The organism is Streptomyces sp. MnatMP-M17, from assembly GCF_900091995.1.
GTDB lineage: Bacteria > Actinomycetota > Actinomycetes > Streptomycetales > Streptomycetaceae > Streptomyces.
Genome location: NZ_FMDK01000894.1, coordinates 1 through 12659, shown reverse-complemented (window position 1 = coordinate 12659; position 12659 = coordinate 1). Strand labels below are relative to the sequence as shown.

Annotated in this window: 12 protein-coding genes and 1 pseudogene; 6 read left to right on the top strand and 7 right to left on the bottom strand. The window is 68.8% G+C overall.

Annotated features, from left to right (window positions below; all coding sequences use genetic code 11):
• The 3 genes and pseudogenes from GA0115259_RS40785 to GA0115259_RS32940 all read left to right on the top strand — a co-directional run.
• Window positions 1-211, top strand: a pseudogene (locus GA0115259_RS40785) (hypothetical protein); the annotation flags it as partial.
• Entirely contained in the window at window positions 211-951 is a 741-nt protein-coding gene (locus GA0115259_RS32945; RefSeq protein WP_161230527.1) for an acetoacetate decarboxylase family protein, read from the top strand. The pseudogene GA0115259_RS40785 and the gene GA0115259_RS32945, both read left to right, overlap by 1 nt.
• 61 nt (window positions 952-1012) lie before the next feature.
• Complete coding sequence (locus tag GA0115259_RS32940) at window positions 1013-2254, top strand: CaiB/BaiF CoA transferase family protein (RefSeq protein WP_093603749.1); 1242 nt, start codon at window positions 1013-1015, stop codon at window positions 2252-2254.
• Between the two features lie 67 nt (window positions 2255-2321).
• On the opposite strand, the gene GA0115259_RS32935 is transcribed toward GA0115259_RS32940, so the two are convergent.
• The 7 genes from GA0115259_RS32935 to GA0115259_RS32905 form a co-directional block, all read right to left on the bottom strand.
• Window positions 2322-2879 (bottom strand): TIGR03086 family metal-binding protein, encoded by a 558-nt coding sequence (locus GA0115259_RS32935; RefSeq protein ID WP_093603743.1) that lies wholly within the window; start codon window positions 2877-2879, stop codon window positions 2322-2324.
• A 54-nt stretch (window positions 2880-2933) separates the two neighbouring features.
• On the bottom strand, window positions 2934-3518 hold the full coding sequence (locus tag GA0115259_RS32930) for a hypothetical protein (RefSeq protein WP_093603741.1): 585 nt from the start codon (window positions 3516-3518) through the stop codon (window positions 2934-2936).
• 19 nt (window positions 3519-3537) lie between these two features.
• Window positions 3538-4092 (bottom strand): NUDIX hydrolase, encoded by a 555-nt coding sequence (locus GA0115259_RS32925; protein WP_093603739.1) that lies wholly within the window; start codon window positions 4090-4092, stop codon window positions 3538-3540.
• 56 nt (window positions 4093-4148) lie between these two features.
• Window positions 4149-5396: an acyl-CoA dehydrogenase family protein gene (locus GA0115259_RS32920; protein WP_202450564.1), complete on the bottom strand. Its 1248-nt coding sequence runs from the start codon at window positions 5394-5396 to the stop codon at window positions 4149-4151.
• Window positions 5397-5444: 48 nt separating this feature from the next.
• Window positions 5445-6569 (bottom strand): acyl-CoA dehydrogenase family protein, encoded by a 1125-nt coding sequence (locus GA0115259_RS32915; protein ID WP_093603737.1) that lies wholly within the window; start codon window positions 6567-6569, stop codon window positions 5445-5447.
• Window positions 6570-6816: 247 nt separating this feature from the next.
• On the bottom strand, window positions 6817-8391 hold the full coding sequence (locus tag GA0115259_RS32910; RefSeq protein WP_093603735.1) for a S8 family peptidase: 1575 nt from the start codon (window positions 8389-8391) through the stop codon (window positions 6817-6819).
• Window positions 8392-8966: 575 nt separating this feature from the next.
• On the bottom strand, window positions 8967-9587 hold the full coding sequence (locus GA0115259_RS32905) for a wHTH domain-containing protein (protein WP_093603733.1): 621 nt from the start codon (window positions 9585-9587) through the stop codon (window positions 8967-8969).
• A gap of 532 nt (window positions 9588-10119) precedes the next feature.
• On the opposite strand from GA0115259_RS32905, the gene GA0115259_RS32900 reads away from it, so the two are divergent.
• The 3 genes from GA0115259_RS32900 to GA0115259_RS32890 all read left to right on the top strand — a co-directional run bounded on the left by GA0115259_RS32900 (window position 10120) and on the right by GA0115259_RS32890 (window position 12565).
• Entirely contained in the window at window positions 10120-11136 is a 1017-nt protein-coding gene (locus tag GA0115259_RS32900) for a DUF5954 family protein (RefSeq protein ID WP_093603731.1), read from the top strand.
• A 174-nt stretch (window positions 11137-11310) separates the two neighbouring features.
• Entirely contained in the window at window positions 11311-11820 is a 510-nt protein-coding gene (locus GA0115259_RS32895) for a winged helix-turn-helix transcriptional regulator (protein WP_093603729.1), read from the top strand.
• Between the two features lie 259 nt (window positions 11821-12079).
• The gene (locus GA0115259_RS32890; RefSeq protein WP_237540663.1) at window positions 12080-12565 is read left to right on the top strand and encodes a DUF302 domain-containing protein; all 486 of its coding nucleotides are present in this window, start codon (window positions 12080-12082) and stop codon (window positions 12563-12565) included.
• Window positions 12566-12659: the final 94 nt, after the last annotated feature.

Below are 12659 nucleotides of genomic sequence, written 5' to 3'. Positions count from 1 at the left end.
GGGGAGCCGGCAGCGCCCGGTGCCCGAAGGTGTCGCGATCGGCGATCCGGAGCGGATCGTCAAGGCCATCAAGGTATGGGAGTCGGTGGGCGTGGACGCGATCAACTTCCTTCTGAACACGGCGAATCTGGTGCCTCAGGAGCAAGTCCTCGACAGTATGCGGCTGTTCGCCGCGGAGGTCATGCCGCACTTCGCGGAAGGCGGACGCTGATGCTCAGCGGTACCGCGGATCCGGAGATCATGGCCGCCGACGCGCCGTTCGTCGCCGCTCCCGCGACCGAGCCTCTGGTGTGCCGGGGAGCCGAGGTGCTCCAGGCGGTGTACGAGGTGCGAGGTGATGCGCGGCAGGCCGTCCTCCCGCCCGCCCTGCATCCGGTGAATCCGCCGGCGATCACAGTGACGGTCATCAAGGCGGAGGAGAGCGACGTCGGACCGTTCACCTTGGCGGAGACCCGGATCATCTGCCGCAGCGGCCCGCGCAGCCGTGGCATGCATGTGTCGTGCTTCGTGCAGGGCGACGAGGCCGCGCGGCTGCTCGCCGAGCGGTGGGCGTACCGGGTGCGCCCGGCCGAGGTGGAGCTGCGCCGCCGGTACCACGGCTCGACGGCGGTGGTCCGCTGCGGTGAACTCCGGCCTCTCGCGCTGGATCTCCTCGATCCGCGTCCGCTCTCCCCCGCCGATCTGCGGTTCACCGACGCCCTCCAGCTCGCCCGGACGCCGGCCGGTATCAGGTTCCTCCAGGTCGAGCGCGCCTACGAGATACATGAGGCCGGCCGTGGCCGGCCGTCGCTGACCGCGTTCGACGCCGCCGCCTGGGGTGAGCCCCGGCTGCATCCCTCACATCCGGTCTCCGCGCTGTGGGCGACCGCCGATATGACGATACGGCCGGTCCGCTATCTGTGCCGCGCCGATATCGGCGCTTTGGAAGGGACGGAACGAATTGGCCAGTGACGACAGGACGTCGCCCCGCGACGCCTCCGCCCATCTCCATGGTCATGAGCACGCCTCCGCCATGCAGCCCGGCGCCTCGGGGCCGCTGCGTGGAATCCGCGTGACAGACCTCACCCGGGCCGTCTCCGGGCCCTTCTGCACCATGATGCTCGCCGATCTGGGCGCCGAGGTGATCAAGGTCGAGCCGCCCGTCGGCGATCTGCCGCGGTTCAGCGGACCGTTCACGAAGGACGACACCGTCCGCGGCTTCGGCGGACTGTTCGGCAGCATCAACCGCAACAAGCTGGGGATCGTGCTCGATCTCACCACTCCCGCCGACCGCGAGAAGCTGCTGAAGCTGATCGACACCTCGGACGTGGTGGTCGAGAACTACCGGTCCGGTGTCATGGAGCGGTGGGGCCTGTCGTACGAGGCCCTCCATGAGCGCAATCCGCGGCTGGTCTACGCGTCGATCCGCGGGTTCGGTGATCCGCGCACCGGCCGCAGCCCGTACGTCGACTGGCCCGCCTACGATGTGATCGCGCAGGCGATGGGCGGACTCATCAGCATGACGGGGCCCTCCGAGGCGGAGGCGGTGCGGGCGGGACCGACCATCGGCGATCTGTATCCCTCCGCGCTGTCCGCGATCGGCATCCTCGCCGCCGTCCTGCACGCCCGGAACACGGGCGAGGGACAGATGGTCGATGTGGCCATGGTGGACTCGATCGTGTCGCTGTGCGAAACGGCCGTCTACCGCTACTCCTACACGGGCGCCGTCAGCCGGCCTACCGGCAACAGCCATCCGCAGCTGGTCCCGTTCGACATCTATCCGACGAAGGACGGCAAGTGCGCGATAGCGGCGCCGACCGACAATCACTGGAAAGTGCTCTGCGAGGTGATCGGGCGCCCTGAACTCGCCGGTGACGAGCGTACGTCCACCAATGGCAGCCGGGTGGCCAACACCGGGATCGTGCAGCAGGCCATCGCGCGGTGGACGGCGGAGCGGACGACCGACGAGATCGCCCGGCAGCTCGGCGGGCGCGTACCAGTGGGACCGGTGAACGACGCCGCCGATCTGTTCGAGGATCCTCATCTACGGGCCCGCGACATGCTCGTCGCCGTGGACCAGCCGGGCGGCGGCCGTCCGGTGGTGGTCCCCAACTGCCCGATCCGCTTCACCGCGACGCCGTCCGGGGTCTATCGACGGCCGCCACTGCTCGGGGAGCACACGGAGGAGGTACTGGCCGCGCTGGACGGGGAGGTCCCTCCGGCGGATCCACCGGAGGGAGACGGTCGGCGAAGCGGACAGAGCCCGCCGGTGTAACGGCCGGACGGCTCAAGGCGGCGACGCAATGCCGGTACGGGACCGACGGCGCGGCGGCGCGGCGGGCTCAGGAACGGCGGCCCGTGAGCGCGAGCAGCCGGGCCTGCGGATCGGCGCCGGGCCCGGCCGTGACATCGGCGAAACCCCACTGGGCACGGATTCCTGGACGGGCGGTGATCAGGTCCGTGCACTCCTGGACCAGATCGGCCGGCAGCCGTGGATCCTCGCCGGTGGCCCGGCCGATGTCCCAGCCATGGATCAGGACATCGATGAACCGCTGTCGCGCGTACACCCGGCCCGGCCTGGCACCGTAGGACAGCGGCCACAGACGCTCCATCGCGCCGTCGGCCGCGAAGGCGCCAGCCGCGGCCGACACCGACGCCTGGTGCGCGGCCACCGGGTCGTCACCGAGCAGATCGCCGTCGAGATCCGTCCCGACCTCCTCGATGGTCCGGCCGCGTCCCAGCTCATCCACCCAAAGGTTGCCGCTCACCAGATGGTTGACGAGCTGCCGTACGTTCCACGCCTCGCAGGGGGTCGGGGATTCCCACTGGTCCGGGCCGACGGCAGCCACGAACCGGTGGGTCGATCGCAGTGCTTCCTCATGCAGCGCACGGATATCCATACCTATATAGTAGGATATTTAGCGATCCTTTCACCTGTGCTTCTCCGCCAACTGTCAGGCAGGATCGGCACGTTGGCCGAGCAGCCGCTCGATCGACCGGTCGTACGCGGCGGTCCGGGCGAACGCCTTCGCCGCCAGCGCCTGACGCCACGTCAGATCGGTGGCATCGACCCGGCCCTGCGCGGCGGCCAGCGCGTCCAGCACCGCGCCGTAGTCGGCCGGATCGACGACCGGCAGGACATCGGCGAAGTTCTTGGCGGCGGCACGCACCATGGCCGGGCCTCCCACATCGACCGATCCCATCGAGGCGCCCGGCTCTCCGTCCGCCTCCAGATCACGGAAGTTGCAGACGAGCACATCGATACGAGGGATGCCGTACTCCTTGGCGTCCGCCTCGTCCGCCGCGTGTCCGCGCCGGTACAGCAGCCCGCCGAAGACCGAGGGATGAAAGGCGCGCACCCGGCCGCCCATCAGCTCCGGGACACCGGTCAGATCGCCGATGACAACGGCGTCGGTCCCGGCGCGCCCGAGCAGGTCCGCCGTGCCACGCGTCGCCACCACCGTCGCACCGAGGTCACGCAGACCGGCGCCCAGCTCCACGATGCCCGTCTTGTCCGTCACTGACAGTACCGCGTACATCCCCGGCCCTCCGGTGTGTTCAGACGAGTAGCTGCGTCACCCGGGACAGGGTGTCCCGGACATTGGCCTCGGCGATCGCCTCATGTGCCTCGGCCGGCTCCATCCAGCGCAGCGGTGCGTCGGAGTTCTCCGGCCGCGCCGCGTCGGGATCCCGTGTCGCCAGCACGAACCGCAGATCGGCGTGGTGGTGGGCGGGCTCCTTGCTGTTCGCGGGAACCGCGACGACCGCCACGTGCCGCACCTCGGCGTCCGGCCAGGGCGACAGATCGGTGAGCCCGGTCTCCTCCCGTCCCTCCCGCAGGGCGACGGCGAGCGGGTCGTACTCACCGTCGTCGGCGTGCCCGCCCACCAGCAGCCAGGACTCGTGGCGCGGGTGCCAGCGCAGCAGTACACGGCCGCTGTCCGGGTGCACGATCAGCGCGGAGGCCGTGATGTGTACGGGCGCCGACCGCGCCCATGGGTCGTCGGTCCCTTCCACGAGGGCGAGCACCTGTGCCACATCGGCGCGCTCCTCCTCGGTTCGCGGACTGTGTCGGGCAAGGAGACCGGTGATTGTCTGACGGGTCATAACCATGGAACGCATCCTATTTGGGGACGGCATCACGGCGGCGCGGTGCACGGTCGCCCGAGCTATGACGGGCGGCGGCGTGCTGCACGAGGCTCCTTGGGCAGGCCGAGAAGCCGTTCCGCGATGACATCCCGCAGGATTTCGGCCGTACCGGAACGGATGGTCCCGGCCCGTCCCGTGAGAAGCGCCTCCTGCCATCGGTCCGTCGCGTAGCCGTCGCCGTCCGGACGGACCAGCGCCGGCGCGCCCATGATGTCGAGGGCGATCTCGCCGAAACGGCGGTGGTACTCGGCGCTCAGCAGATGCGTCACGGCGGCATCGGCGCCCGGCACGGCGCCCGCTCCGGTACGTGCCGCGGCGCGCCGCTCCAGCAGCCGCAGCAGAGTGATCCTGGTATAGGCCCAGGCCAACCGGTCACGGATCACGGGATCACGCGACCGGCCCGTCTTGTCGGCCTCCCGGACCAGATCCCAGAACTCCGCCTCGAAGCCGAGATGGCGGCCCGCCGCCCGGCCCGCCCGCTCATGGGCCAGGCCCGTCATGACCGCCCGCCAGCCGCCGTTCACCTCTCCGACGACATCGCGCAGCGGCGCCCGGGAGCGGTCGAAGCTCAGCTCACGGCAGTCCGCCGTACCGTCCGCCTGCCGCACCACACGCCGGACAACGCCGTTCCCGCTGTCCAGCGGTACGACCACACAGGACAGACCGCGGTGGCCGGACGCGTCCGGACCACCGGTCCGGCACAGTACGAGCGCCCTGTCGGCCCGTTCCGCGCCGTCGACCCAGGCCTTGCGGCCGGTGATGACGATCTCGTCGCCCGTCACCGTGCCGCGCGTACCGACGGAGGCCAGATCGGATCCGTGCTCGGGCTCCGAGTACGCCAGGCAGTAGGTGTGCTCGCCCGAGACGATCCCGGGCAGCAGCCGGGACTTCTGCTCCTCCGTGCCGTGCGCCAGGATGGTCGGCCCGACGATCCGCTCACCGGCGCCGCGCCGGATCCGGGGCGCTCCCGCCCTGGCGCACTCCTCCTCGAACACCAGCGATTCCTGGGGGCTCAGCCCCGAACCGCCGTACTCCGGCTGCCAGTCCGCGCAGATCAGCCGCGCGTCGAGCAGACTGCGCTCCCATACGGCGGCGGCTTCGGCGGCGGCTTCCTCCATGGCGGCTTCGGCTACGGCGGCTTCCGCCGGGCGTGGCGGCGGGCCGGTGAGTCCGGCCGGAGCATGGGTACGGATCCATTCCCTGATGTCCTGGCGGAACAGCTCCGCGGCGGTGCGGGAAGGCGGGATGTCACCGGGCGCTCGTCCCACTGCTGTTGTCTCCCTCAAGGCGTCGGGAACTCTCAAGACGTCGGGAACTCAGATACCGATGCGCTGGGCCAGAAGTTCGCGATGGGCGGTGGCATCACCGAAGAGAATTTCGCTGCTCTTGGCCCGTTTGAAATAGAGATGGGCCGGATGCTCCCAGGTGTAGCCGATACCGCCGTGGATCTGGATATTCTCCGCGGCGGCGTGGAAATACGCCTCGGAGCAGTACGATTTGGCCAGGCTCGCCATCGCCGGTACCTCGTCGTTGTCCTCCGCGGCGGCCCAGGCGGCATAACCGGCGGCGGCTCCCGCCGACTCCACTTCGAGCAGCAGATCCGCGCATTTGTGCTTGATGGCCTGGAAACTGCCGATGGGCCGTCCGAACTGCACCCGCAGTTTGGCGTACTCCACGGCCATGTCGAGCACCTTCCGCGCACCGCCGACCTGTTCGGCCGCGAGCGCGATGGCCGCGAGGTCGAGCATCTTCGCCACGGCGGCCCAGCCGCGTCCTTCGGCGCCGATCAGACGGGCCGGCACCCGGTCGAAGGAGAGAGTGGCCAGCTTGCGCGTCTGGTCCAGGGTCGGGACCGGAGTGGCCGTGAAACCGTCCGTGTCGCCCGCTCCGTCGACACCGAAGACCGAAACACCGGCCGGCGTCCTGGCGACCACGAGCACCAGATCGGCCACATGGCCGTCCAGCACATAGTGCTTCTCGCCGGTCAGCCGCCAGCCGCCGGTCGCGGCCCGGCTGCCCTCCAGCGTGACACCGTCCTCGCTCCACAGCCCCGACCGCTCGGCCAGCGCGACGGTCGCGACGGTCCGCCCGGAGGCGATGCCCGGCAGATGGTCGCCCTTCGCCGTCTCGTCGCCGGACGCGAGCAGCAGACTGGCGGCCAGGGCCACCGACGAGAAGTACGGTGCGCACAGCAGCGCGCCGCCCATCTCCTCCAGAACGACGGCCAATTCGACGAAGGAGGCGCCGGAACCGCCGTAGCGTTCCGGAATGGCCAGCCCCATGAGGCCCAACTGTCCGGCCATCTGTTTCCAGACAACGGGATCGAATCCCTCGGTGCCCTCCATCAGCCGGCGTACCTCGTTCTCCGGCGATTTATCGGCCAGGAAACGGCGCACCGTACTGCGTAATTCTCCATGGTCGTCATTGAAGGGCGCGCTCACAACCACTCCCGTCGGATCGGACGGACCGGCGAAGCAAGGCGGATACAAAAACCATCCGCTTCCGGCGCCCGCGTTGTCAAGCACGCCGGTCGATTTCTCCGGCCAACGAGAGTGCCGACGGCGGAACTTGTCATGCGTCCGGTGTCCGGAACTGTGTGGCCCATAAGACGCACCGCGTCCGCCCGCAGGGCGTACTGCCCCGCGGACGGACGGTGTCGCTTTCGTAGCACTTCTTACATAGCGCTTCTTAGAACTGGAGCGCCCAGGAGTCGATGTAGCCGGTGTCGGCCGACGCGTTGTCGGTCACCCGCAGCTTCCAGGTGCCATTGGCCACCTCGGAGGAGGCGTTCACCGAGTAGGTGGTGTTGATGTTGTCCGCGCTGCCGCCGGTGCCGAACGCCTTGAGCGTGTAGGCGGAGCCGTCAGGAGCGATCAGCTGGACCTGGAGGTCACCGATGTAGGTGTGCACGATGTTCACGGGCACGCTCAGCGAGGCCGGTGCGTTGCCCGCGACACCGCTCACGGTGACCGGCGACTCGACCGTGGCGTTGTCGTTGATCGTGTAGTTGGCGGTGTTCTCGAACTTCGGGCCGGGCGGAGTGACCGTACCGCCGGGCACGTTGAGCAGCCGGTTCGGCGAACCGGTACCCGGGTTGGTGACAACGCCGGTGCTGGCCAGGGAGACCAGGCCGGAGGAGACCTGGGCCGGCGTGGACGTCGGGTTGGCGGCCAGGTACAGCGCTGCGGCACCCGTCACATGCGGGGTCGCCATCGACGTACCCGAAATGGTGTTGGTGGCGGAGTCGCTGGTGTTCCACGTCGACGTGATCGACGAACCCGGCGCGAAGATGTCCAGCGCCGTACCGGTGTTGGAGAAGCTGGAACGGGCGTCGGTGGAGGTCGTGGAGCCGACGGTGATGGCCTCGGTGACTCGGGCGGGCGAGTAGTTGGAGGCGTTCAGGCCGTCGTTGCCGGCGGCGACCGCGAAGGTCACGCCGGACGCGATGGCGTTGCGGACGGCCGCGTCGAGCGTGCTGTCCGCGCCACCGCCCAGCGACATGTTGGCCACGGCGGGCTTGACGGCGTTCCGCGCCACCCAGTCGATGCCCGCGACGACGCCCGCCGTGGTGCCCGAGCCGGCGTTGTCGAGGACGCGTACGGCGACGATCTTCGCCTTCTTGGCGACGCCGTACGAGGTGCCGGCGACGGTACCGGCGACATGCGTGCCGTGGCCGTTGCCGTCCTGGGCGACGTTGTCGTTGTCGACGGCGTCGTAACCGTTGGAGGCGCGTCCGCCGAAGTCGCTGTGCGAGATCCGGACGCCGGTGTCGATGATGTACGCCGTGACGCCCTGGCCCGCGGCGTCGGGGTAGGTGTACTTGCTGTCGAGCGGGAGGTTCTTCTGGTCGATGCGGTCCAGGCCCCAGGACGGCGGGTTGGTCTGGGTCGCCTCGGTGTGGAAGGTCCGGTTCTGGACGACGGAGGCGACGGCCGGGTCGCCGGCGAGCTTCTTCGCCTGAGCCTCGGAGAGGTGCACCGCGTAGCCGTTGAGGGCCTTGGTGTAGGTCCTCTCGATCTTGGCGCCGTACTCCTTGGCCAGCGCCTTGCCGGAGGCCGAGCCGGCCTTGGCGGCGGAACCGTGGAAGGTGACGATGTAGCTGTCGGCTATCGAGCCGGCGGCGCCGGCGTACTGGATCTGGCCCTCCTGCTGGGGGGCCGCGCTCGCGGGGAGCGCGGAGACGGCGCCGAGTACGAGGGCCGCGGCGGCTGCCGTACCGATGGCAAGGCCGAATCTTCGCCGGGCGGGACGCGTTACTGCCATGTGAGGGGTCCTCCTCAAGAGGTGGTGCGCTGATGGCGGGATGGGGTGTGGTGCCTTTCGACGCGCCTGGAGCCGGCGGACGCCGCTTGGGGCTGTGTGCTATTACGGCATGGCCATGTCAATCGGAGAAACGGGACCGATCGGACAGATCCAGGGTGGGGAGCCAACTCGGTGCGCCAGCCGAAAGATTGATGGCTCCGGGGCAATTCCGCAAGAGGACGCGGGTAGACGTGACACAGCCGCCACATGGCGGCCACGATGCCAATGACGACGGAACGCCACCAATGCCGCATCTGGCCCGCCCGTTGTCACGTACGACGTCCACGCCGCCGTAGACACCTTGGACGGAACCGGCGCGCCTCCGTCCACGTCGGCGCGGAGTCGCCGACGGCGTCGGCATCGTCACCCGGACCTGGTCCCCGATCGGCGGAGTGAACCGCTACTCCGCCGCCGCGAGGGAGCCCCGTACCTCTGGGTAGGCCACATCGTCGGGTAGCCGGTGGCCGAGAGCGGTCAGGCGCGACGCGACATCCGCCGGGCTCCTCCCTGTCAGACTCGCGCTGCGTAGAACGTGTTCAAGGTGGACGTTGTCCAGGGTACGAGCGGTCGAGCGTCGCCAGCAGCCGGATGTCCGCCTCGTCGGCGACCGCGGGCAGGTTCGCGTTCTCGTGCAGCCGATGTCCCAGCGCGGCTGGCCTCTCGGCGATCTCCGCAGGGCTCCGTCCCGTGGCGAGAGCCGCACGCAGAATGTGCCGCATCGACAGCCCGACAACGGTGTTCTTCACCAACCAGGGCCCGCGGCCGTCGAGTTCCTCGCTGAGGATGATGAGGTCGTCGGCCTCCGGATGGTCGGGCGCGGCCGGTCGGTCGTAGCCGAGCTCCGTCAGCCGGGCGACGATGTCCGCCGGACGGCGTCCCGTCTCCTGCGCGACAGCGAGGATGTGTCCGACGGGCGGAGTCCCGTAGAGCCAGCGAGCACCGTGGTGTTCTCCGTGTTCTTCCGAAGACTTGAGGATCAGCTCGTCAACGGGTTCAGGGGTGTACGGCAGCCGGAGGCCGAGCGCGATCAGTCGCGTGGCGGCGGCGTACGGGCTGCATATCAACTCTCCGGCCGCGACGAGTACCTGGAATGCGGACACCTCGTCGCCCCAGTCGAGCCATTTCCCATAGCGGCCACGGCCGGTGCTGATCAGCACCGTGTCACCGGGATGGGGGGACTCCGGCAGCGATCGGCCGGCGCCACCGAGCCGGAACCGGACTGTTCTGCAGTCCCAGATGGCGCAGTGCGGGCTTGCCCTCACCCGTGAGCAGCGGAGCGAGATGCCGACCGTTGTCCCGCCGCCGTAGTCGTCGTCGCCCAGTAGTCCGTCTCACGTGGCAATTTCTTCACACTGGAGACGCCAGGCCACCAAACCTGGATCAGGCAGATCCACGGGGTTCACATAGGGCGAGAAAGTGAATGCGGGCAGTCCGTAGAACTGCTCGACGTGGTGCACATAAGACAAGACCTGGCTCCCGACACTCCAAACCCGGTGGCTGTTCACTGGGTTCTATCAGCCACCTCTGACAACCTCTGACGGACAGAGCCCGACAGCGCGGTCCCGGACCTCCGTACGAACGGCGAACAGGCCGACCGCGGCGTGGAGCTGGCCCACCAAGGGTGGTCATGAAAATGGTCACTTGAGGCATTCGGTCAATATCCCGCTCGGGAGTTGCGACAATGCATACGTGGCCGATGACTGGAAGCGACAACTCGAAGCACTCCACGCGGGGCTGGTACGCCGTGACGATCCCGCCGCATGGGTGAGAGAAGCCGACGCGGTGGACGCCTCCCAGCGCTATCCGTATATCACCCTGCGCGGACCGGTCTTCGGTATCGCCGTACAGGATCCCGCGGCCGGACCGGACTGGCGGATACTGAAGCCGGCGTCGGACGGTATGCCTCAGCAGGCCCGGGACGGCCTGAACTCCCACCTCTGGTTCCAGGCCAAGGACGACACCAACGACCCGGGCGTGCGGCGCGAGCTGCTGGCCGCGGTGGCGGTGCTCGAAGACGAACCGGTCAACGAACTGGAGGTCCTCGGTACGCGCTACCGCGTGGTGCGCGGCGACGAGTTCGCGCGCAGTGGCACGGACGGACTGGAGCCGCCGCGGCCCACCGACGGGGAAGCGCGCGACGCCTTGTGGGAGGGACCTTACGATACCGCGGACCCGGACGTGGACTTCGTCCTCGATCCCGGCCGGGACGACGGCCTGATCGCGGGCGCCCTGAAGCTGTCGCTGCGCACCTTCACGTACCCCGGCTCCCGCTTTCCCGCCGGTGTCCGCGCGGACTCCGAGCGGGCGGCGGCGGCTTACCCGGACGTCACCCTGCTGCCCGTCTGTTTCGGCGTGGCCGAGCGCTTCGGTGAAGGGTGGCGGCCTCGCGGCGTCCTGATGCCCACGCCGCACGACGCCCGGCGTCTTCTCTACGACGGGATGGCCGAAACCTGGGCCAGGCTCTACGAGTTCGACCAGGACAAGAAGGCCACATACGCGCAGGCGGCCGAGGAATTCAAAGCCGCCGGCCGTGCCAACGAAGCACGTGTGAACGACCGCCTGTTCCGGATCTGCCGCGTCGAACGGGCCGTCCGTATGGGCCCCGACGGACCGGAACCACCGCGCCCCAGCGACCAGGACGAATACGGCCCCATGAAAATCCACCCGACCATGGACCTCGACGGCACCCTCCACTACGACGACTGAATCGCCGACCGACTGAATCCTCGGCCGACTGAATCCTCGACCGTGAGCCGTTCCGGCTGCCCGTGACCAGGGAGATCCATGCCGAGTCCGGCAGTCGCGAGGTAAACTCGTTGATGCTGACTTGCACCATAAAAGCCATGCGGGCGCGCCAGGACGAGAGGGAGTGAACGTGCGATGCGCGGACAGCGGTCGTCGTACGCGGGCGTGGCCTGCCCAATCGGAAGGGCGTCCTCGGTCGTCGGGGACAGATGGATCCTGTTGATCATGCGCAATGCCACGCTGGGCATGACGCGCTTCGACGAATTCCGCTCGGAGCTGGGAATCGCCGACAACATCCTTTCCAATCGCCTCGGCCGTCTGGTGGAGACGGGGCTGCTGACCAAGGCGGCCTACCGCGACGAGAGCGGCCGGGGCCGCCACGAGTACCGGCTCACCGCAGCGGGCGTCGATCTGCTTCCCGTACTGAACGCGCTGGCCGCCTGGGGCGAGGCGCATACGTCTCCCGCCGAACCGGCCGAGCCCATGCGAGTCCTGCACTCGGTCTGCGGGCACACTCTCGACGCACGCCAGTTCTGCGAGAACTGCGGCCGGGAGGCAGTACGCAGCGAGATCGCCTGGCTGCGGCCCTGGCACTCCCCGGAGCCTGTTCTCATCGCGGACGCCGTACCCGAACCTGCTCGCTGAGCGGGCATCCCGCAGCGGCGGCCGCCTCCAACCTGAGTTGCATATCGAAAGCTACGGGGTTACGTTCGGTGGAAAGGGTCATCGGGCACAGGCGCGCGACCTGACCGCGTGTGGGCGGTGTCTGTGTCACGGTGCCCGACCGCGCGGCACCGCTGTCCGGCCGAGTGGCGGGCGATGTGCCGCTTGGAGACCTTCACCGGAAGGGATGAGCGATATGACGGTCTCACCTTCTGTCGCGATTCAGTCGACGACCCACTCCATGACCCGTCTGAGGATCGTTGTCGATGCCTCCTTCGACGAGTTCCGCTCCCGGTTCGAACTCGCCGTACCACCGCTCGACACCCGGCGGATGGCCGAACTGACCGAGACACGGGCCAGTTGGGACGAGATGAAGTCGGCGGTCGCCGCCAACGCGCCTCACACCTTCGTGATCTATGCCACCGTCGACACAACACCCCTGATGTCACTGGCCGGCCACGACCGTCCCTGCGTCGAATACCTCATGGGCAACCACGTCATCGCGGAACGCATGTTCCGCCACGACCCGGCCGCGCTGCTCTACGCGCCTCTGCGCATCGCGCTCTACGAGGACGCCGACGGCCACACTGTCTTCGCGATCGACCAGCCCAGCACCGTATTCGCCGGACTCGGCAACCCGGCCATCGCGGACGTCGGACTCGAACTCGACCGCGAACTCGACGCCCTGCTGGCATACCTCGGCATCGGCCCGGTGACAGGGTCCTGACCCGGCGGCCCGCTGTACGGATTCTGGGCGGCCAAGGGTCTTTCGTTTGGATCAGGCTGGGTGAGGGAGCGCCCGCCGCGGGAGCGGCTGATGT